Origin of the sequence: Virgisporangium ochraceum (genome assembly GCF_016863655.1) — a bacterium.
In the GTDB taxonomy this organism is placed as follows: Bacteria; Actinomycetota; Actinomycetes; order Mycobacteriales; family Micromonosporaceae; genus Virgisporangium; species Virgisporangium ochraceum.
The window spans coordinates 41149-62467 of record NZ_BOPH01000120.1; the positions used below are offsets into that span (position 1 = coordinate 41149).

Here is a 21319-nt window from a genome sequence, read left to right on the forward strand (position 1 = left end):
GTTACTCTGGCCACGTTGATCTGAATCCGGATTCATATCTTGAGGACCGATGCCCTACCGCCCGACCGACCTCACCCGGCGAAACGCCGAAACCAAGCGTGAGGGGCTGCTCCGTGCCGCCCGGTCGCTGGTCGCCGCCGGCGGGTTCCGGGCGGCCACCGTCGCCGCGGTCGCCGCGCGGTGCGAGATCAGCGTCGGCTCGGTCTACTCGTACTTCGACAGCCGCGACGGCCTGCTGGCGGAGGTGTTCCGCAGCGCAGCGGGTCACGAGATCGACGTGGTGCGCGCGGCCGTGACCGCCGCCGGAAGCCCGGCCACCGACCGCCTCGGCGCCCTGATCGCCACGTTCAGCGAGCGGGCGCTGCAGGGCCGGCGGATGGCGTGGGCGCTGCTGTTCGAGCCGGTGAGCCCGGTGGTGGAGGCCGAACGCCTGACGTACCGCCGGTCGTGGACCGACCTCGGCGAACAGATCATCGCTGAGGGCGTGGCCGCCGGCGAGTTCGTGCCGCAGGACGCGCGGCTCGCCTCGTCGGCGGTGATGGGCGCCGTGTCCGAGGCGCTCGTCGGGTGGCTGCGGCCCGACGGCGCCGATCCCGCACCCGACTTCCCCGACGGCATCCGCCGCTTCTGCTTCCGCGCCCTCGGCGCCCGCGAGGAGACACCATGACCCACGAGGTTCTCAACCAGGCGCCGCCGCGCACCGGGATCGACGAGTACGCGACGAACGTGGCGCTGACCGAGGCCGTCGAGCGGTACGACGCGCAGTGGGCCACCGCCCGGCTCCACGAGGTCGGCGCGCTCGTCGGTCGGGAGGACTTCCAACGGGACGCGGAGCTGGCGAACACGAACCCGCCCGTGTTCTCCGGCCACGACCGCTGGGGGCACCGGGTCGACGCGGTCGACTTCCACCCCGCCTACCACCGGGTGATGGGCGCGGCGGTCGCGCACGGCGCGCACACGAGCTGCTGGGCCGAGCCGCGCGCGGGCGCGCACGTCGCGCGGGCCGCGACGTTCATGCTCTTCGCCCAGGTCGAGCCGGGGCATGCCTGCCCGGTGAGCATGACGCACGCGGTGGTGCCGTCGCTGCGGTTCACGCCGGAGCTGGCCGACTTCTGGCTGCCGAAGGTCTACTCGCGGTCGTACGACCCGGCACTGCGGGACCCCGCGCTGAAGGACTCGGCCGTCTTCGGGATGGCGATGACCGAGAAGCAGGGCGGCTCCGACGTGCGGGCGAACACCACCCGCGCCGTCGACGCCGGCGACGGGACGTGGCGGCTCACCGGTCACAAGTGGTTCTGCTCGGCGCCGCAGTCCGACGCGTTCCTGGTGCTGGCGCAGACCGCGAACGGGTTGTCGTGCTTCGTGGTGCCGCGGATACTGCCCGGCGGCGACCGCAACGTCTTCCGGATCCAGCGGCTGAAGGACAAGCTGGGCAACCGGTCGAACGCCTCGTCGGAGATCGAGCTCGACGGCACCACCGGCTGGCTGGTCGGCGAGGAGGGGCGCGGGGTGCGCACCATCATCGAGATGGTCACACAGACCCGGCTCGACTGCGTCCTCGGCAGCACCGCGGGCATGCGGCAGTCGGTCGCCGAGGCGGCGTGGCACGTGCGTCACCGCAGCGCGTTCGGAAAGGTCCTCGTCGACCAGCCGGCGATGACCGCGGTCGTCGCCGACCTTCAGCTCGAGGCCGAAGCCGCCACGTGGACCGCGATGCGCCTCGCGGCCGCGTACGGGAACGACGACCGCGAGTCGGTGGCGTTCCGGCGCCTGGCGACCGCGGTCGCGAAGTACTGGATCTGCAAGCGCGGACCGAACCACGCGTACGAGGCGCTGGAGTGCCTCGGCGGAAACGGCTACACGGAAGGCTTCCCGCTCGCGCGGCGCTACCGGGAGCAGCCGCTGATGGCGATCTGGGAGGGGTCGGGCAACGTCATCGCGCTCGACGTGCTGCGCGCGATGGCGCGGGAGCCCGAGTCGGTCGAGGCGGTCGAGCGCGAGCTCGCGTCGGCGCTCGGTGCGCACGCGGCGTTCGACGCGCACGTCGCGGTCACCCGGAAGCTTCTCGCCGGTGCCACGGATTCCACCGCGCGCCGCGTGGTGGAGGCGCTGGCACTGGCGTTGCAGGGCGCGGTGCTCATCCGGGAGGCGCCGACCGCGGTCGCCGACGCGTTCGTCGCCGGTCGGCTCGGACCGGACCGCGGCCTGGAGTACGGCACGCTGGATCCGGGACTGGACCTCGCGGCCATCGCGGCCCGCGCATGATGGACCGCGACCTGCTCGACCGGCTCGACGCCGGCATCGGGCCGGCCGCGGAGGCACAGCTCGCCGCCGAGGTCGTCTTCCTCACCCACAACCCGATTCAAGGTCGCTTCAAGGTTCAGTCAACGCGCGGTCGTCACCGTGGTCCCGTCAGCACATCGACCGACCAGGAAGTGAACGACATGAGACCCAGTTCGAAGCGCCGGTGGTCCCGGACGCTCGCCGGTGCCGGCCTCGCCGCGGTGGCGGCCCTCACGGTCGTCTCGGCGCCGACGGCGGCCTACGCCGACATCCAGCCGTGCGACCCGTTCGACATCGACTGCAACCCCCTCGAGTACACGCCTCCGCGGTACGACGCCATCGGGAGTGACCGCGACCTCGACCGCGCCCGCCGCGAGGCGGAGGCCGAGGCGGCGGCGCACTGTCCCGGCCACTCCTACGACGTGGTCCGGGTGCGGGTGACCTACGACGACGGCGTCTGGCGCTACACGTTGACCTACCACTGCGACTGACGTTCCGGGCCCGGTCGGCGGCGTCACCCTCCGGATAGGATGCGGGCGTGACGACTCCGGAGACGCTGGCCGACCGGGCGTACCAGCAGCTGCGGAACGACATCGCGGCCGGCGAGCTCGCACCGGGTACGAAGCTCACCGAGCGGGGTGTCGCCGAGCGCCTGTCGATCAGCCCCACGCCGGTGCGGGAGGCGCTGCGGCGGCTCGAACTCGACGGGCTCATCGAGCGCATCGGGCCGCGCACGCTCAAGGTCGCCGCCTTCCACGAGTCCGCCGTCGACGAGCTGTCGGAGGTGGAGGTGGGGCTGCGCGGGCTGATCGCGCGGTTCGCGGCCCGGCACGCGACCCCGGAGCAGCTCGACGCCCTCGACGCGATCCTCGACGACACCGACGACCAGCTGATCCTCATCAAGCAGCGGCACTCGCGCAACCAGCCCGTCGAGCGGCACCTGCACGGGCTGTTCGACTCGATGCAGCGCTTCAACGACACGGTCAGCGCCTGCGCCCACAACCCGGTCCTGGCGCGCATGCTCGAACAGAGCCGCGTCTTCAGCCGGGTGCAGCGCCGGGAGCTGCAGCTGCGGCGGGTCGCCGAGGACCCGACGTTCGGGCTCGACCGGTACGCCTACCATCGCGCGCTGGTGCGTGCCCTGCGCGCGGGCGACTCGGCCGAGGCCGAGCGCATCGAGCTGGAGGACGCCCAGCGCGGTCTCGACGCCCTGCGCGGAGACGACGAGGTCGCCGCGCTGCGCCCGGCTACGAGATAGCAAAGCCAGAAGAAACCCGTTGACGATTTTGCTATAGCAAACCTACGCTGTCCGCACCCCGCCACCGCCTCGGCGGGGTGAAGCGAGGTCGCACCATGGTGACGGTCGCCCCACGGCAGGTCGGTACGCGGCGCGTGACGTTCCTGGTCGCGCTCGCGGTGTTCGCCCAGGAATCCACCTGGAACTTCTACGACGCCCAGGTGCCACCGCTCGTGCGCGAGCACGTCACGAGCGCGGCGCTCGTCGGGCTGCTCATGGGGATGGACAACCTGCTCAGCGTCTTCGTGCAGCCGTGGATCGGCAACCGGTCCGACAACACGCGCACGGCCTGGGGCAGGAGGATCCCGTACATCGTGGTCGGCATGCCGATCGCGGCGCTGTTGTTCCTGCTCGTGCCGTACGCGTCGGTGTCGCTGCCGCTGCTGGTGGCGGTGATGTTCGGCTACGCGCTGGTCGCCAACGCCTACAAGCCGCTGGTCGAGTCGCTGATGCCCGACTTCGTCCCGCCGCAGCGGCGCAGCCGGGCCAGCGCCATCATCAAAATCGCGTCGGCGGTGACGGTGATCGTCGCCGCGCTCATCAGCATCCTCGTCGTCGACGAGCACCCCTCGCTGGCGTTCATGATCCCGCCCGTGCTGATGCTGGTCGCGGTGGCGGTGCTGGCGGCGATGCTCCGTGACAGCTGGTCGCCGGCGTACCAGCAGGCGCTGCGGGAGGACGCGGAGGACGCCGGCCCGGCGCGTCACCGGCCGCGGGTGCGCGACAGCGTCGCCTTCATCGTCCGTGACCCGGAGCGGGCGCGGCTGTGGCTGCTCGTCTCGATCGTGCTGTTCGGCTGCGCGTGGGCGGCGTCCCGGTCGCTCATGACCCCGTACGGCATGGAGACCCTCGGCATGTCCCGCGGCGACGCCGGCGGGATGACGCTGCCGGGCGGGCTCGCATTCCTCCTCGCGGCGTACCCGGCCGCGCTGCTGGCCGAGCGGTTCGGCCGGATACACGTGATGCTGGCCGGCACGGTGCTGTTCGGGGTCGCGCTGCTGTTCGGCGCCGTCGTGCGCACGCCGACCGGCACCGTGGTGGCGCTCGCCGTCGCCGCGGTCGGTGCCACCGGGTTCATGATCAACGCGGTGGTGGTGCTGTGGAACCTCGCGCCGTCGGCGCGGGTGCTCGGCACCTACACCGGCCTGTACGCGGTGGCGTGGGCGGGTGGCGGCTTCCTCGGTCCGGCGCTCGTCGGCGGCATGGTCGACGTCACCGGCTGGGCGTTGCTGCTCGTCGACATCGCGGTCGTCACGGTCGCCGCGGGGGTCGCGCTGGCCCGGGCGGGCATCGGCAAGCGGCGCGCCGACGCCGAACGGGCGGAGCCGGCATGACCCGCGTCCTCGTCACGACCGACTACCTGCGCCCCGGCGACGAGACCGACCGGGTGCTGCGCGCGGCCGGGTGCGAGACGGTGCACCGGCCGCTCTCCGCCCGCAGCGGGCCCGACGACATCGTCGCGGCGCTGCACGGCGTCGAGGCGGCGCTGGTCGGCCACGAACGGCTGACCGCCGACGTCCTGGGCCGCGCGCCGTCGCTGCGCGTCGTCGTCCGCGCCGGGGTGGGCTACGACTCCGTCGACGTGGCCGCCGCCGCGCGGCACGGTGTCACGGTCAGCAACCTGCCCGGGGTCAACGCCACGGCGGTCGCGGAGTACACGCTCGGTCTGCTGCTCGCGTCGGCGCGGCGGCTGGTCGAGGCCGCGGGCGGGGTCGCGGCCGGTCGGTGGCCCCGATGCGACGGGCGTGAGCTGCGCGGGTCCACGCTGGGGCTGATCGGGTACGGCGCCACGGCGCGGGCCGTCGTCCCGCTGGCCCGGGCGTTCGGGATGTCCGTGGTGTGCACGACGTCCGTGCCCGCCGCGGAACGCGACGGCGAGGGGGTGCGCTTCGTGCCGCTCGACGACCTGCTCCGGGTCGCCGACTACATCTCGGTCCACACCGCTCTCACCGACCGGACCCGTGGGCTCCTCGACGCCGCCGCGTTCGCCCGCATGAAGCCGACCGCGGTCGTCGTCAACACCGCGCGCGGCCCGGTCGTCGACGAGCGCGCGCTGGCCGACGCCGTCCGCTCCGGCACGATCGCCGGCGCGGCACTCGACGTCGTCGACGCCGAACCGCTGCCGCCCGACAGCCCGCTGCGGTCCGTCGACGGCATCGTCGTGTACCCACACCTCGCGGGACAGACGGCCGAGGCCCGGCGGGCGTCGGGCCTGCGCGGGGCCGCGGAGGTGCTCGACTCGCTCGCCGGACGGCCGCGCCACGCCGTCAACCGTGTAAGAGCATCCGGAAAGGCATGACATGACCGAAGCAGTGCGGATCCTCGTCCCGTGCGGGGCGATCGGCGCCGGGTTCCCGGAGAGCCAGGTCGAACGGGGGCTGGCGCTCGGCGCCGACGTCATCGCCGTCGACGGCGGGTCCACCGACTCGGGCCCCTACTACCTGGGTGCCGCGCAGCCGAAGCTGAGTGCCGCGGCCGTGGCCCGCGACCTGCGGATCCTGCTCCGCGCGGCGGCCCGCGCCGACATCCCGCTGATCGTCGGGTCGTGCGGCACCAGCGGCACCGACGCCGGCGTCGACTGGGTCGCCGGCATCGCGCGTCAGCTCATGGCCGACGACGGGCTGTCGCTGCCGATGGCCCGGATCTACAGCGGGCAGAGCGTCGCCGACATCAAGGAGCACCTCAACGCCGGGCGGGTGCACCCGCTGCCGCCGCTGGGCGACCTGCGGGCGGAGACCGTGGAGGACTGCACCCACATCGTCGGGATGATGGGCCACGAGCCGATCGTCGAGGCGCTGGCGGCCGGTGCCCGGGTGGTGCTCGCCGGGCGCGCCACCGACACCGCGCTCGCCGCGGCGGTGCCGCTGATGCGGGGCCTGCCCGCCGGGCCCACCTGGCACGCCGCAAAGGTGGCCGAGTGCGGCGACCAGTGCACCACCGCTCCGCGGGCCGGCGGGGTGTTCGTCACCGTCGACGACACGGGGTTCACGATCGAGCCCCTCGACCCCGACACCGCGTGCACGCCGACCTCCGTCGCCGCGCACATGCTCTACGAGACCGCCGACCCGTTCGAGATGCGGGAACCGGCCGGCACCCTCGACGTCCGCGAGGCGGCCTACACCGCGCTCGACGACCGGCGGGTGCGCGTGGAGGGGTCCCGGTTCCACCTCGCGGAGCAGCACACGGTCAAGCTGGAGGGTGCCCGGCCGACCGGCTTCGAGACGATGTCGTTCACCGCGATCCGCGACCCGCACATCCTCGGCCGGCTCGACTCGTGGGCCGGGTTCTTCCGCACGATGCTGGTCAAGCGGGTCACGCAGACCTTGGGCCTCGGCGATGACGAGTACGCGTTCGACCTGCGCCTCTACGGCTACGACGCGGTCCTCGGCGACCTGGAACCCGGTGACACACCGCCGCGCGAGGTCGGCGTGATGCTGCTCGTCAACGCTCCCGACCAGGCCACCGCGACCGCGATCGCCAAGACGGCCAACCCGCTGATGCTGCACCTGCCGACCCCCGACATGCGGTACCTGCCGAGCTTCGCGTTCGCCTCGTCGCCGCCGGAGGTCGAGCGCGGGCGGGCGTACGAGTTCGTGCTCCACCACGTCGTCGACAGCGTGACGCCCACCGCCATGTTCCGCACCGAGCTCGAAGGGATGCCGCTGTGAGTCCCACCATCGCCGACCTCGCGCTGGAGGTCCGGTCGAAGAACGCCGGTCCGTTCTGGGTCACCATGGAGCTGTTCATGCGTGACGCGGCCGGCTACCGGATCGTGGCCGACGAGGCGTTCGTCGACGAGCGGGTCGTCGCGTCGCTGTACGGCATCGACGCCGACACGGTCCGGATTTTCCGGATACCGGCGCTCAACGTCGTGAAGATCTCCTTCCCCCGGCCGGTGCCGCAGGGGTCGCTGCGCGACCGCGACATCCACGCCGGCCAGCATCACGTTCCCCTGGCCCTCCTCCCCGTACCTACCAGCGAGTAACCTCACGCGGATGAACGAGACTGACATCGTCGTCGTCGCGGGGCTCGCCGGGCTCGTGGCCGCGGCCGAGGCGGCCGACGCCGGCCGGCGCGTCGTCCTGGTCGACCAGGAGGGCGAGCAGTCGCTGGGCGGCCAGGCGTTCTGGAGCCTGGGCGGCCTGTTCTTCGTCGACAGCCCCGAGCAGCGCCGCATGGGCGTGCGCGACTCGCGCGACCTCGCGTGGCAGGACTGGCTCGGCAGCGCCCAGTTCGACCGCGAGGAGGACCACTGGCCGCGCCGGTGGGCCGAGGCGTACGTCGACTTCGCCGCGGGCGAGAAGCGGGCGTGGCTGCGGGCGATGGGCCACCGCGTGTTCCCGGTCGTCGGCTGGGCGGAGCGCGGTGACGGGCGCGCGTCGGGCCACGGCAACTCGGTGCCCCGGTTCCACATCACGTGGGGCACCGGGCCGGGCGTGGTCGAGCCGTTCGAGAAGCGGGTCCGGGCACACGTCGACTCCGGGCGGATCACGCTGGCGTTCCGGCACCGCGTCGACGGGCTCGTCGTCGAGGGCGGGCAGGCGGTGGGGGTCCACGGACGGGTTCTGGAGCCGGCGGACGTCGAGCGGGGCCGGCCCAGTTCGCGGGTCGAGGTGGGCGACTTCGTGGTGCGGGCCCAGGCGGTGGTGGTCACCAGCGGCGGCATCGGCGGCGACCACGACCTCGTCCGCAAGGCCTGGCCCGACCGGCTCGGCACTCCGCCGCGCACGATGGTCGCCGGGGTGCCGGCCCACGTCGACGGACGCATGCTCACGATCACCCGCGACGCCGGCGCGAGCCTCATCAACGCCGACCGCATGTGGCACTACGTCGAGGGCCTGCGCAACTGGAACCCGATCTGGGAGAACCACGGCATCCGGATCCTGCCCGGCCCGTCGTCGCTGTGGCTCGACGCCACCGGCCGGCGGCTGCCGCCGCCCAACTTCCCCGGCTTCGACACGCTCGGCACCCTGAAGCACCTGCGCACCACGGGGTACGACTACTCGTGGTTCGTGCTCACCCAGAAGATCATCGAGAAGGAGTTCGCGCTCTCGGGGTCCGAACAGAACCCCGACCTGACCGGCCGCGACATCCGCCAGGTGTTGCAACGGGTGCGGCCGGGTGCGCCCGGGCCGGTGGAGGCGTTCAAGCGCCACGGCGAGGACTTCGTGGTCGCCGACACGCTCACCGAGCTCGTCCGCGGCATGAACGGGATCGCCGACGCCGACGCCCCGCCGATCGACGAGGCCGACCTCCGGTCGCTCATCGAGGCGCGCGACCGCGAGCTCGGCCACCCGTTCAGCAAGGACCTCCAGGTGATGGCGATCCACTCCGCGCGCCGCTACCGCGGCGACAAGCTGAGCCGGGTCGCCACCCCGCACCGCCTCCTCGACCCGAAGGCCGGCCCGCTCATCGCGGTGCGGCTGAACATCCTGTCCCGCAAGACGTTGGGCGGCCTGGCCACCGACCTCGACGGCCGCTGCCTGCGGTCCGACGGCCACCCGTTCACCGGCCTGTACGCGGCCGGCGAGGTCAGCGGCTTCGGCGGCGGCGGCATGATGGGCTACAACGCGCTGGAGGGCACCTTCCTCGGCGGCTGCCTCTTCTCCGGGCGCACCGCCGGCCGGGCCGCGGCGAAGCAGGTCACCTGACGGGTTGGCGTCGGCCGCTACCGTCGGCCGGGTGAACGCGCGGGGGCGACGGAAACTGGCGTATCTGGGGCTGGCACTCACCATCGCGGGGGCGGTCGCCCTCGGGATCGGCTACTGGACGACGCTGCCGGAGAACTTCACCGCGCCGGCGACGTTCGCGGCCTCGCGGGGCCAGGGGTTCGGGCTCCAGGTGCCGGCGCACTCCACCGCCACGGCGACCTGCACGGTCGCCCCGGCCGGTGGCGGGAGCCGTCAGGTCAGCGTTCCACCCGGGGAGGACGGCGGCTACCACGGCGACGCGTGGTGGTCCGGCACCGCCAGCATCACCTGCGACCGCAAGGTCAGTGGCGGCGTGCTCGCCCCGGACATCTACGTCCGGATGGGGGTCGGGTTCGTCGTGGTGATGGTCCTGCTGTTCCTCGGCCACGCGTCCCTCGCGGAGATCTTCGGCTGGTGACCGGCCCTACCGGCGCGACCGGACCGGCATGACCGTGTAGGTGTACGGCGTGGTGGGCGAGCCGAGGACGACGGGCCGGTGCGGGTCCGCGATCGACAGCGTCACCGTCTCGGCGGTGACCGCCTTCAGCCCGTCGAGCAGGTAGCGCGGGTTGACCGCGAGGCTCACGTCGTCACCGGTGAGGGTCACCGGCACGTGTTCGGTGGCGCCGGCACCGGCGCCGCCGCCCCCGCTCACGGCCGCGCCCGCCGCGGAGAGCGCGAGCCGCACGGGCGTCTGCACCTCGGCCACCAGCGCGACGCGGTTCACGGCGGCGGTCAACGCCGCGGTCGACACCTCGACGCGGGTGCCGAACGACGTCGGGTTGATCGACCGGTACGGGACGAACGTGCCGTCGACCGTGCGCACCGTGCGGTGGCGGCCCCCGCCGCTGAACCGCACGCTGCCCGGCCGCGCCAGGTCGACCGCGAGGCTGAGCTCGCCGACGTGGCCGAGCCCGCGGGCGAGGTCGGCCACCGCCCGGGCCGGCAGCAGCACCGACGCGCCGGCCACGTCGGCGGTCGGTCGCCAGGCGAGGCGTCCGACGGCGAGCCGGTACCGGTCGATCGCCACCAGCGTGAGGTCCCCGTCGAGCTCGACGCGTACGGTCGCCAGCACCGGGACCGTCTCGTCCCGGCTGGCCGCCAGCGCGACCCGGGCCACCTCGCCGGCGAAGGCCGCCGCGTCGACGGTGCCGACCACCGCCGGCGCGTCCGGCAGGTCGGGAAAGTCCTCGACGGGCAGCACCGGCAACGTGAAGCGGGCCGTGGCGCACGTGAGCACCACCGACGGCCCTTCGACGGAAAGCGACACCGGCTGACGCGGCAGCGCGCCGACGATGCGTGCGAACAGCGGGCCGGGCACGAGCGTCACGCCGTCGTGCCCGTCGACCAGGTCCAGGTCGGCGCCGCCGCTGACGTCGTGGTCGAACCCGCTCAGGGTGAGCCGCCCGTCGGCGACCCGCAGCAGCATGCCGCCGAGCACCGGCACCGCGGGCCGGGCCGGTATCGCCGCCGCCACCCAGCCGGCGGCGCCGGCGAGGGCCGCGGCGTCCAGTCGCGCGTGTGTCACGGTCGGACGGTGGGGCCTCAACCAGGGTGAGGGTCAAGCACCACCCGACGATGAGGTACGGGTCGTTCAGGCCCAGGCGGACAGGTGCAGCCGGCCGAGTACTCCGGTGAACATCGTGACTCGCATCCCGGCCTGCCCACCGATGCAGCGGTGTGCGCCGATGGGTGGGAGGATCTGAACGCCCCTGGAGGGCGTGACAGGTGCCTATCCTCCCACCCATCAACATCCGCACATGTGTGCCACCGGCCACCGACCGGGGGCGGAGCGCGGCGCACCGGTGGTGGCCACGGCCGGCATGTCGGCGCGCAGGGTCCGCAGCACACCCGAACCGGCCAGCCCACCGGGCCGACCGGGGGCTCGGCGCCCGTCAGCCGGCCAGGGCGAGCGCTCCCCGGATCAGGGCCTGCGCCTCGGGAATCACCGCCGCGTCTGGCAGGGGCGCGGACGGGTCACTCAACATGACGCTCGTGACCAGCACCCGCCCGCCGGACGTGCGCACCCGGTAGGTCAGGTCGAGCACGCCCACCTCGGAGCCGCCCTTGAACCAGATCTCCGGGTACCGCTCACGGTCGAGGGCGATGCCGCCGTCGTTGCGGGACAGCGCACGCGCGACCGGCTCGCCACCGGGGCGGGCCGCCTGGCGTTGCAGGCCGGCGTAGGCGTCGCACACGTCGGACGGGGAGCCGAACCACTCGACGGTGTCGAGGGCGCGCGGGGTCGTCCAGGGTTGCACGTCGTCGAGGGGCAACCGCCCGATCGCCGGCAGTACCAGCGGACGCACGGCGCGCGGCAGGGCCGCGTACACCGTCGCGAGGGTCGGGTACCCGAGGAGCTTGAGCGCGAAGAACTCCCGGGTCGTCAGCAGTGGCGTGGTGGAACGCGGGTCGTCGTGTCCGAACGTGACGAGCTGACGCTCCACGGCGGCTCGGCCCAGCCGGTGCATGAGGTGGTCGGTCGCGGTGTTGTCGCTGATCGAGATCATCAGCTCGGCGTAGCGGCTCAACGGCAGCGTGGTGCCGGCCGGCTCGTTCTGCAGGACGCCCGTCGGCAGGCTCTTCCACTCGTCGCGGACCGCCAGCGGCTCCGCCCACGCCGCCCGCCCACCGGCGACCGCGTCGCCCAACGCGCCGAGGACATACAGCTTGAACACCGAGCCGAGCGGACGCCGCGTGGTGCCGTCGACCGCGTGCACCGTGCGGCAGCGGCCGTCGGCGCCGATCTCCGACACCGCGAACGACGCCCGTGGCGCCAGCGCGCGCACCCGCGCGTCGAGTTCGGCCCAGCCGGTGGGCGCGTCGAGGTACGGGTTGAGCAGCAGCAGGGAGACCAGGCCGGCCGCGTCGACCGCCAGCGTCGTGACGAACGTGCCGGCCGCGCCAACGGTGACCGCCTCGATCCGGGACGCGTCGGAGCGCAGCACCTCCCGCAGCGTCAGCCGACCGACCGAGGCGAGGAACGCGTTGACGCCGTCGGGGCCACCCGCCGCGTCGAGAAAGGTGACCGACAGGTGCTGCCGCAGCTCCGACTCCGCCACGGGCGGCCGGCCCGATGCGTCGAGCAGCCACGCGAACTGCTGCCCCGCCGTCGTGTCGGAAGGAGCGAGCGGTGCCTGCGACTGCGGTGCCTGCGACTGCGGTGCCTGCGACTGCGGTGCCTGCGACTGCGCGGCCCGGGACTGCGGGGCCCGGGCCAGTGCCGGCCCGGCCGGACCGACCAGCGCGATGAGCATGACGAACACGGCCAGCACGGCCCGTCGGTGAAACACCTGAGATCCTCCCGGGGCTCACGCCGCCGGACGCAGGTACAGCCCGGCGACCTTTCCGTCGGCGGCGAAGCTGACCTGACCGGTCGCCTCCCCCGCCTCGAACAGCAACGGCACCTCCACCACCGTGAAGTCGCCCGCCTGGTAGGCGTGCGGCTCGCCGACGCCCTCGTACGCGCCGACCGAACCGATCAGCTGCGCCCACACGCCCGCCAACTGCCCGGTGACGAGCGCCGACCGCAGCGTCGCGGTGAAGGTCCGACGGACCGCCTCCCAGCGCCCCGCGGCGAGCTCGCCGAACAGCGCGACGGCCTCCTCCTCGGCGCCGGCCCGGATCGAGTCGGCCATGACCTCACCGGTGCGTGGGTCGACCGGCCGGCCGAACCGCTGGAACGCGGCCTGCCGGGTGGTGCCGAGGACGGCGCCGATCTCGTGCCAGGTGCGGCCTGCCGCCCGGGCCGCCTCGACGGCCCGCTGCAACCGCGACTGGGCATCACGGACCCTTTGGTGCGCCGCGGCCAGGGCGACCATCGGGTCCTCACCGAGTATCGACACCCCGCCACCGGATGTCAATCCGGAATTGACAGGTCCGGCACGCTGACGGCGCGCGGCGCTGCGACAGGTGGCGCCGCAGTACCGCCGGGGCCGCCCGCGACCGGACGACGCGGGCAGTGAGCGCCCACAGGCCAGACACGCAGCCACGAGAACCTCCAATTCCGTGCCGCACGAAACTAGCACGAAATTCAACGATAGGCGGTCGCCACCGCGTCCACGATCGGCACCTCCAGCAGGAACGGCCCGTCGGCAGCCAGCGCCGCGGCCAGCGCGTCCGGAAGGTCCGCACACGACCGGACCCGCCGCCCCGGACACCCGAGCCCCCACGCCAGCGCCACGAAGTCGATCCCGGGCAGCTCCGTTCCGGGTGTCGCCGGGCTCGAAAGCCGCCGCCCGAGCTGCTTCACCGCCTCGTAGCCGCCGTTGTTCAGCACCACGAACGTCACCGGCGCGCGGTGCCGCACCGCGGTCCACACCGCCTGGATCGAGTACATGCTCGACCCGTCCCCGACCACGCAGACCACCCGCGTACCGGCCAGGGCCCGACCGACCGCGACCGGCAACCCCCAGCCCAGCGCCCCGCTGCCGGTGGTGAGGAAGCCGCCCGGCCGGTCGATAGGCACCCGCGCGTGGAACGCCTCCCGGTGGCTCGGCGCCTCCTCCACCACGACCGCGTCGGCGGGCAGCGCCGCCCGCAACGCGTCGAACACCTGCGCCGCGTCGAGCGGGTCGCGCACCGGAGCCGGTTCCACGCCGGGCCGCGCGGGCGGTGCGGCGCGGTCGCGCGCGGAGACCAGGGTCAGCAGGGTGGAGACCCCGGCACGCACCGTCGTCAGCACCGAGTCGCCCACCGGCTGCCGCGCCAGCAGCGCCGGGTCGCAGTCGAGGTGGAACAGCCGCGTCCCGTCGGGCAGGAACGGCCCGTCGACGTGCACGTGGAACTTGAACAGCGCCGCGCCCACCGTCACCACCACGTCGTGACCCGCCAGCGCCGCCCGGATCCGGTCGCGCACCGGCGGCAGGAACCCGCGGAACAGCCGGTGGCTCTCGGGGAACCCGGACCGCCCCGACAGCGGTTCCAGCCACACGGCGGCGGTCAGTCGCTCGGCGAGGTCGGTCACCGCGGCGTGCGCGCCGTCGTCGTCGACGCCCGGCCCGATCACGAGGCAAGGGCTACGGGACCCGCTGAGCGCGTCGGCCACCGCACGCAGGCCGGCCGGATCGCCCACAAAATCGTGGTGGACCGCGCGGAGCGCGACCGGTTCGGCCGCCCGGTCCCAGTCGTCCTCGGGTACGGACAGGAACACGGGGCCGCGCGGCGGGGTCATCGCGACCCGGTACGCCTCGGCGACCGCGCCGGGCACGTCCTCCGCGCGGTCCGGCTGCGCGCTCCACTTCACGTACGGGCGCGGGAACGTGGCCGGCTCGTCGGCCGCGAGGAACGGGCGGGTCGACAGCATGGCGCGGGTCTGCTGTCCGGCGATCAGGCGCAGCGGAACGCGGTCCCGGAACGCGTTGAACACCGCGCCCAGCGCGTGCCCGACCCCGCCGGCGGAATGGAGGCTGACGACGGCCGCGCGCCCGGTGCCCATCGCGTGGCCGGCGGCCGCACCGACCACCACCGACTCCTGCAGCCCGAGCACGTACGTCAGGTCGCCCGGCCAGTCGCGCATCATGCGCAGCTCGGTCGATCCGGGGTTGCCGAACACGGTGTCGACGCCGGCGTCGCGGAGGAAGCCGAAGACCGCGTCGCGCACGGTGAAGGTCATTCCGTGTCTCCCGTCCGTGGGCCGCCGGAGATCACAGAATCGCAGGCCGGGCGCTCCGGCAGTAGAGTTCCGGCGTGACCGAGGACGAGAAGGTCATCACCGGGATGACCGAGGGAGGGGTGCTGGCGGCGCTCCGATGGGCGGCCGTCTCCGCGTACACGCGTGCGTGGGCCGACTTCGACCCGGAGACCGGCCACAGCCAGACCGTCCTCGGCATCACCGCCCACACGCTGCTGGCCGACCGGCTCGACCGGGTCTTCCGGCTGGAGAAGTACGCCGACGGCGACGGCCTGCTCGCCGGCCTGCTGCGCTCGGAGCAGGAGTCGCTGCCCCACGTCGCCGGGGTGCAGCGGGCCGACCTGAACGGCTCCCCCGCCTGGCAGTTCGGCGAGTACCGGTGGTTCGTGAGCTCGTTCGAGCACGGCCGGGTCCAGGACATCGCGTGGGGGCGCAAGAGCCGCACCAAGCGCCGGATCGCCGCGGAGACCGGCGTGGCCGACAGCCCCGACCAGTTCGTGCTGCCCGGCACCTTCGAGCCCACCGGGGTCGCCCTCGACCTGGTGACCGTCCGCGACCTCCTGGAGGCCAGCGGCCGCAACTCGGTCGTGAGCATCGTTCTCACCCACAGCATCGACCCGGACACCGGCTCGATCGAGCTGTTCCTCGGCCGTCCCCGCCTCAACCTCGGCGGCGGAAGCCCGTGGATGTGGCTGCGGTCGCTGCTGCCGACGTTCTCGGTCGCCGACGCCGCCCGGCTCAGCGCCGGTGACGCCTGAGGCGCCTCAGCGCGGGCGACCCTTGAGGTGCCGTCCGAACTGGCGGGCGATCTCCCGGTTCGCGTCGCGCTCGGCCAGCACCTGGCGCTTGTCGTACGACCGCCGCCCCTTGGCCAGGCCCAGCTCCACCTTCGCCCACCCGTTGCTGAAGTAGATCGACAACGGGACGACCGTGACCCCGGCGTCGCGCACCTTCGCGAGGATCCGCTCGATCTCGACGCGGTGCAGCAGCAGCTTGCGGGTGCGCCGCGGCGCGTGGTTGGTCCAGGTGCCGTACGAGTACTCCGCGATGTGCAGCCCGTACAGCATCAGCTCCCCGTCGGCCTCCTGCGCGAACGCGTCGGCCAGCGACACCCGCCCGGCCCGTAACGCCTTGACCTCGGTGCCCAGCAGCGCGATGCCGGCCTCGAACGTCTTGAGGATCGTGTAGTCGTGGCGGGCCCGCCGGTTCGACGCGACGAGCCTGCGACCGGTCTCCCTGGGCACCCCACGATCCTAAGATGGCCGGGTGAGGGTTCTCGACGCCGACGCCGTGCGGGCCGCGTGCGGATTCGCCGAGGCCGTCGACGCGATCGACACCGCGCTGCGTTCCGGGCTCGACCCCGCCGCCGACCCGGCCCGGCTGGCCGTTCCCCTGACCGGGGGCCAGTTTCTCCTGATGCCGTCGCAGTCCTCCGCGCACGCCGGGGTCAAGGTCGTCACCGTGGCGCCGGGCAACCCGGCGCGCGGGCTGCCGCGCGTCCAGGCGTCCTATCTGCTCTTCGACGCCGACACGCTCGCGCTCCGCGCCGTTCTCGACGGCACCGCGCTGACGACGCTGCGCACGCCCGCGGTGTCGGTGGCCGCGGTCCGGCGGCGGCTGCGCGCCGCCGCCGGACCGGTGCGGCTCGCGGTGTTCGGCACCGGTCCCCAGGCGCACGGCCACATCGCGGCGCTGGCGTCGCAGCGCCCGCTCGCGGCCGTGACCCACCTCGTGCGTGACCCGCGCAGAGCCGCGCCGGCCGACGGCGCCGACACGGTGACGCTCGGCACGCCGCGGGCCGACGAGGTGCTGCGTGCCGCGGACGTCATCGTGTGCGCGACGTCCGCCCGCGAGCCACTGTTCGACGCCGACCTCGTCGCCGACACGGCCGTCGTCATCGCGGTCGGCTCGCACGAACCCGACGCGCGGGAGGTCCCGGGCGCGCTGTGCGCACGGGCCACCGTCGTCGTCGAGGACGTGGCGACCGCGCTGCGCGAGGCCGGCGACGTGTGCCTGGCCCTCGGGGAGGGCGCGCTACGCGCGGCCGACCTGGTACCGATGCGCGACGTCGTCACCACGGCGGTGGAGCCCGCGGCGGACCGGCCGCTGCTGTTCAAGAGCGTCGGCATGGCGTGGCAGGACCTCGTGACCGCCGAAGCCGTTTTGGCGCGGTGACGCCCTTCGGCGGTGCTTTTCCCGTGTCCGTTCACCCGGAGGTTGGATGTGGGGTGTTTGTGTGCCGGTGGGAGGGGGCATCCGTCGATCGGACCTGAACGGCAACGAGCGCCTTCGTAGGAGGCAACGACATGACTGTCACCGGCATCTTCTCCGCCCTCATCGTCGGCCTGATCATCGGCGCGCTCGGGCGCCTCGTGCTTCCCGGCCGCCAGAAGATCGGCATCCTGGTGACGATGGGCGTCGGCGTCGTGGCCGCCCTGATCGGAACCGCCATCGCGCGGGCCACCGGTGTCGCCGACACCAACGGCATCGACTGGATCGAGCTGGCGTTCCAGATCGTGCTCGCCGCCCTGGGCGTCTTCCTCGTCGCCGGCCTGATGCGTCGCCGCCACCACTCGGCGCGGTAACGCCCGCACGGCGGTACGGAGCCGCCGACGCCGCGAGGCGCCGGCGGCTCCGTCGCGTTCACGCATGCAAATCGGTCGACCCGTGCTCCGGCGTGTCCTACGGTCGGCGCGTGTCCGTGCCGCTCGACGTGCCGCTCGACGTGCTGCCCGCGGGCAGCGTCGTCACCGGGATCGTGGCGCGCACCGGTGGCCACCGGAGCGCGGTGTTCGAGGTGCGCCTGGCCGGGTCCGACCCGCTGATCGTCAAGCGGTACGCCGACGGATGGCGGTGGACGCAGGCCAAGGAGGTCCACGTCTACGGTCTGCTGGAGAGCGCGGGCGTCGGTCCCACACCGCGCGTGGTGAGAGTCGACCGCGAGCGCGCGATCACGGTGCTCACGACGGTGCCCGGCACCCCCATGTCGCAGACGGCCCTGACACCGGAGGCCGTCCGCGCCGCGTACCGGCGCATCGGGCGTTTCCAGGCCGCGCTGCACCGGATAGCCATGCCGGCGTTCGGCTACGTGACCACCGGGATCACCGAACCGGTGGCCGACAACCCGACCTACATGCGACGCCAGTTCTCCCTGCGCCTCAACGACTTCCTCGCCGCGGGCGGCCCCGCCGACCTGCACGCCGCGATGACCGCCACGGTGACCGCGCAGCAGCGGTGCCTCGACGCCTGTACCGGTGCCGTGCTGTGCCACAACGACCTGCACGAGGGCAACGTCCTCGTCGACGCGGCCGGCACGGTCACCGGGTTCGTCGACGTCGAGAACGCCGTCGCCGCCGACCCGTTGCTGGACCTGGCGAAGACCGTCCAGTACGACCTGGACGCCTCCCCGGACAAGCACGCCGCGCTGTTCGAGGGCTACGGTCCCCTGCCGCCGCGGGGCCACGAGCGGCTGCGGCTGTACCGGCTCTACCACTCGCTCGAACTGTGGACGTACTTCGCGTCCGTCGGCAACACCGGTCCCCTGCCGGCGATCGCCGACGACCTGAGGTCCCTCGTCGACCGGTGACACCGCCGGCGACCGCGGTCAACCCACCCGAAACGGGGTCGTGGGCGATCGGTGACGGTCGCTAAGGTCTGTGGATGCTCTGCGGACGGGTCGCGGAGACCTCTCGCATCGACGCCCTGCTGGCCGGGGCGCGCGCCGGGCGCAGCGGCGTGCTGGTGCTGGTCGGCAACGACGGGGTCGGCAGGAGCACGCTGCTCGGCCATGCCGCGTCGGCGGCCGTCGGCATGTCCGTCGTGTGGGTGCGGGGGTCGTGGACGGCGCGCCGTCTCGCCTACGGCGGGCTCGCGCAGCTCGTCGTTCCGCGCGCCGACGTGCTCGACCACCTGCCGGAGGCGCAGGCGGCGGTGCTGCGGGGCGCCGTGGGCCTCGGCGCACCCGTCGCGGCCGAGCGGTTCGCCGTCTACGCGGCCGCGGTCGCGTTTCTCGCCCGGATCGCCGAGTGGGGGCCGCTGCTCGTGGCCGTCGACGACCTCGACCGGCTCGACCCCGGGTCGGCGGAGGCGATCGCGTTCGTGGGGCGGCGGCTCCTGGCCGAGGGCATCGCGTTGCTGGTCGCCACCGGCGACGACGACGCCACCACCGACGGGCTGCCGCGGTGCCCGGTGCCGGGGCTCACGGTCGCCGAGGTCGCGGCGTGGGTTCATGCCGCGACCGGCGTCGCGCCCGCCGACCGCGTCGTGCGTGGGCTCGTCGAGCAGACCGGGGGCAGCCCGGCCGCCATCCGTGCGGTGCTCGGGCGCCTCACGCCCGAGCAGCTGTCCGGCGCGGTCGAGGCGCACCCGGCGGCGCCCGCGCGGGCACTGTTCGCCGCCCGGGTCGACGCGTGCACGGCGCCGGCCCGCGCACTGCTGCTCCTGTTCGCGCTGAGCGCCGGTCCACTGGCACACGTGCTCGACGCGGCCCGCGCCGAGGGCCTCGACGCCGCTCTCGCCGAGGTCGAGGCCACCGGTCTGGTGGTGCTCGACGGCACCTCGTTCGACTTCTGCCATCCGTCGGCGCGGGCCGCGATTGTCGACGCCGCCGCACCGGCCGACCGGCGGGCGGCCCACCGGCGGCTCGCCGCGGTACTCACAGAAGGCGCGCCGGGCGACGCGGCCGACCGGCGGGCCTGGCACCTCGCCGACGGCGCGCTCGGCGCCGACGAGCCGGTCGCCGCGATGCTCGACGCCCTGGCCGAGCGCTCCCGGCGGCGCGGCGGCCACGCCACGGCCGTCGCCGCGCTGGAGCGGGCCGCGCAGCTCAGCGACACCAACGCCGCCCGCGCCCGGCGCCTGTACGCGGCGGCCTTCGACGCCCAGCTCGCCGGCCGCACCGGGCACGCGGAGGAACTGCTCGTCGCCGCCGACGCCGTCGCGCACGAGCCCGGGCTGCGCACGCGGATCGCCGCCCGCCGCGGCTGGGTCGAGCTCGTCGCCGGACGGCCCGCGGTCGCCCACCGGATCGTGCGCCGCGCCGCCGACGACACCCCCGACACCGACCCGCTGCGCCTGCAGCTGCTCACCGACGCGGCGATCACGGCGCTGCTCGCCGGCGACCCGGTCGGCGCCCTCGACGCGATCGCCGAGGCCGAGAAGTCCCGGACCCCGCCGACCGCCACGTCGATGCTGGTGGTCAAGGCGTGGCACGGGATGGTCCACCTGCACCTCGGCAACCTCGTCGACGGGCTCGCGCTCGTCCGGGAGGCCGCCGCGGTCGCGGCGCTGCCGCCCGACCGGCGCCCGTCGCCGGACTACGTGACGCTCGTCGCCTACGGCATGACGTGGATCGGCATGCACCACAAGGCGTTGGCGATGCTGACGCCGGTGGTCGCCGACCTGCGCGCGTCGGGGTCCCTGGCGCTGCTGCCGTTCGCGTTGAGCGCCACCGCGCAGGCCGAGGCGCGCGTCGGCCGGCTCGCCGCGGCCCGCTCGACCGCGCTGGAGGCCGTCGAGCTGTCCCGGCTCGTCGACGACGGGTTCTGGCGCTACCTCGCGCTCAGCACCGTCGCCCTGGTGCTCGCGATGCGCGGCGAGGAGACCGGGTGCAGGCGTTACGCCGCCGAGGCGCTGGCCCTGCGGCGACCGGGCACCGACTACTCCCGCGACGCCACCGAGGCACTGGCGCTGCTGGAGCTCGGGCTCGGCCGTCCCGACGCGGCCCTCGACGCGTTCCGCGCCGCGCCACCGTCCCCCGGAGGCGCCGAGTCCGACGAGGAGACCCATCCCGACTACGTCGAGGCGTACCTGCGGGTCCACGAGGTGCCGACGGCGGCCATGCGCGTCCGTCTCCGCGATGTCGCCACCGACGGCGCCGCACCGCTGCACGCGGCCATCGCCCGACGGCTCACCGGCCTCGCCGCCCCCGAGGCCGCGGACCCCCACTTCCAGGCCGCCCTCCGCGAGCACGACCGGGTGCCGTGCCCGTTCGAGAAGGCGCGGACGCTGCTCGCGTACGGCGAACGCGTCCGGCGGTCCGGTCGCGGCGCCGAGGCGCGGCGGCACCTGCGGGCCGCACTCGACACCTTCGACCGGCTGGGTGCCCGCTCGTGGGCGCGGCGGGCCCGCACGGAGCTGGCGGCCGCCGGCGGGGAGGTGCCCCCGGCCGGCACGGCGTCGGCGCTCGAGGACCTGACCGCACGGGAGTACGGCGTGGCACGGCTGGCCGTGACCGGTGCCGGCGCCGGCGAGATCGCGGCGGCGCTGTTCCTGAGCGCGCCGACGGTCGAGCACCACCTCGGGCAGGTTTACCGCAAGCTCCGCGTCCGCGACCCCGACGACCTGGCAAACCGCTACCCCGGCCTGACCCCCTGACCCCGCCCCCACGCACCCACGCCCCCACGCCCCCTCTCCGCC

Annotated in this window: 20 protein-coding genes; 15 read left to right on the top strand and 5 right to left on the bottom strand. The window is 74.1% G+C overall.

Annotated elements, in window-relative coordinates; all coding sequences use genetic code 11:
- Positions 1-49: 49 nt before the first annotated feature.
- From Voc01_RS42700 to Voc01_RS42745, 10 genes are all read left to right on the top strand, one after another.
- Positions 50-667 carry a TetR/AcrR family transcriptional regulator gene (locus Voc01_RS42700; RefSeq protein WP_203933446.1) on the top strand — a complete coding sequence of 206 codons (618 nt, stop codon included), beginning with the start codon at positions 50-52 and terminating at the stop codon, positions 665-667.
- A complete protein-coding gene (locus Voc01_RS42705) occupies positions 664-2265 on the top strand; it encodes an acyl-CoA dehydrogenase family protein (RefSeq protein WP_203933447.1) in 1602 nt (533 codons plus the stop codon). Before Voc01_RS42700 ends, Voc01_RS42705 begins: the two co-directional genes overlap by 4 nt.
- Positions 2266-2444: 179 nt before the next feature.
- On the top strand, positions 2445-2774 hold the full coding sequence (locus tag Voc01_RS42710) for a hypothetical protein (RefSeq protein WP_203933448.1): 330 nt from the start codon (positions 2445-2447) through the stop codon (positions 2772-2774).
- Between the two features lie 47 nt (positions 2775-2821).
- A complete protein-coding gene (locus Voc01_RS42715; RefSeq protein ID WP_203933449.1) occupies positions 2822-3541 on the top strand; it encodes a GntR family transcriptional regulator in 720 nt (239 codons plus the stop codon).
- Positions 3542-3636: 95 nt separating this feature from the next.
- Positions 3637-4914 (top strand): MFS transporter, encoded by a 1278-nt coding sequence (locus Voc01_RS42720; RefSeq protein ID WP_203933450.1) that lies wholly within the window; start codon positions 3637-3639, stop codon positions 4912-4914.
- Positions 4911-5879: a phosphoglycerate dehydrogenase gene (locus Voc01_RS42725; RefSeq protein WP_203933451.1), complete on the top strand. Its 969-nt coding sequence runs from the start codon at positions 4911-4913 to the stop codon at positions 5877-5879. Before Voc01_RS42720 ends, Voc01_RS42725 begins: the two co-directional genes overlap by 4 nt.
- Position 5880: 1 nt before the next feature.
- A complete protein-coding gene (locus Voc01_RS42730) occupies positions 5881-7248 on the top strand; it encodes an acyclic terpene utilization AtuA family protein (protein ID WP_203933452.1) in 1368 nt (455 codons plus the stop codon).
- Positions 7245-7565, top strand: coding sequence for a DUF4387 domain-containing protein (locus Voc01_RS42735; RefSeq protein ID WP_239160901.1), 321 nt, complete (start codon positions 7245-7247; stop codon positions 7563-7565). The genes Voc01_RS42730 and Voc01_RS42735 overlap by 4 nt, the downstream gene beginning before the upstream one ends.
- A 10-nt stretch (positions 7566-7575) precedes the next feature.
- Positions 7576-9231 (top strand): FAD-binding dehydrogenase, encoded by a 1656-nt coding sequence (locus Voc01_RS42740; protein WP_203933453.1) that lies wholly within the window; start codon positions 7576-7578, stop codon positions 9229-9231.
- A 31-nt stretch (positions 9232-9262) separates the two neighbouring features.
- Positions 9263-9688 (top strand): hypothetical protein, encoded by a 426-nt coding sequence (locus tag Voc01_RS42745; protein ID WP_203933454.1) that lies wholly within the window; start codon positions 9263-9265, stop codon positions 9686-9688.
- A 6-nt stretch (positions 9689-9694) separates the two neighbouring features.
- Here Voc01_RS42745 and dnaN read toward each other — a convergent pair whose 3' ends face one another.
- From dnaN to mdlC, 4 genes are all read right to left on the bottom strand, one after another.
- Entirely contained in the window at positions 9695-10798 is a 1104-nt protein-coding gene (gene dnaN / locus Voc01_RS42750; protein WP_203933455.1) for a DNA polymerase III subunit beta, read from the bottom strand.
- Positions 10799-11165: 367 nt separating this feature from the next.
- Entirely contained in the window at positions 11166-12563 is a 1398-nt protein-coding gene (locus Voc01_RS42755) for a serine hydrolase (protein WP_203933456.1), read from the bottom strand.
- Between the two features lie 18 nt (positions 12564-12581).
- Positions 12582-13115, bottom strand: a complete 534-nt coding sequence (locus Voc01_RS42760) for a DUF3887 domain-containing protein (RefSeq protein ID WP_203933457.1) — start codon at positions 13113-13115, stop codon at positions 12582-12584.
- Between the two features lie 188 nt (positions 13116-13303).
- The gene (gene mdlC / locus Voc01_RS42765) at positions 13304-14884 is read right to left on the bottom strand and encodes a benzoylformate decarboxylase (protein ID WP_203933458.1); all 1581 of its coding nucleotides are present in this window, start codon (positions 14882-14884) and stop codon (positions 13304-13306) included.
- 74 nt (positions 14885-14958) lie between these two features.
- Here mdlC and Voc01_RS42770 point away from each other — a divergent pair, with 74 nt between their 5' ends.
- Positions 14959-15660, top strand: coding sequence for a hypothetical protein (locus tag Voc01_RS42770; RefSeq protein ID WP_203933459.1), 702 nt, complete (start codon positions 14959-14961; stop codon positions 15658-15660).
- Between the two features lie 6 nt (positions 15661-15666).
- Here Voc01_RS42770 and smpB read toward each other — a convergent pair whose 3' ends face one another.
- Positions 15667-16146, bottom strand: a complete 480-nt coding sequence (gene smpB / locus Voc01_RS42775; protein ID WP_203933460.1) for an SsrA-binding protein SmpB — start codon at positions 16144-16146, stop codon at positions 15667-15669.
- A 22-nt stretch (positions 16147-16168) separates the two neighbouring features.
- On the opposite strand from smpB, the gene Voc01_RS42780 reads away from it, so the two are divergent.
- The 4 genes from Voc01_RS42780 (at position 16169) to Voc01_RS42795 (ending at position 21277) form a co-directional block, all read left to right on the top strand.
- Complete coding sequence (locus Voc01_RS42780; protein ID WP_203933461.1) at positions 16169-17077, top strand: ornithine cyclodeaminase family protein; 909 nt, start codon at positions 16169-16171, stop codon at positions 17075-17077.
- 131 nt (positions 17078-17208) lie between these two features.
- On the top strand, positions 17209-17487 hold the full coding sequence (locus Voc01_RS42785; protein ID WP_203933462.1) for a GlsB/YeaQ/YmgE family stress response membrane protein: 279 nt from the start codon (positions 17209-17211) through the stop codon (positions 17485-17487).
- A 110-nt stretch (positions 17488-17597) separates the two neighbouring features.
- The gene (locus Voc01_RS42790) at positions 17598-18488 is read left to right on the top strand and encodes an aminoglycoside phosphotransferase family protein (protein WP_203933463.1); all 891 of its coding nucleotides are present in this window, start codon (positions 17598-17600) and stop codon (positions 18486-18488) included.
- Positions 18489-18562: 74 nt separating this feature from the next.
- Complete coding sequence (locus tag Voc01_RS42795) at positions 18563-21277, top strand: AAA family ATPase (protein WP_203933464.1); 2715 nt, start codon at positions 18563-18565, stop codon at positions 21275-21277.
- Positions 21278-21319: the final 42 nt, after the last annotated feature.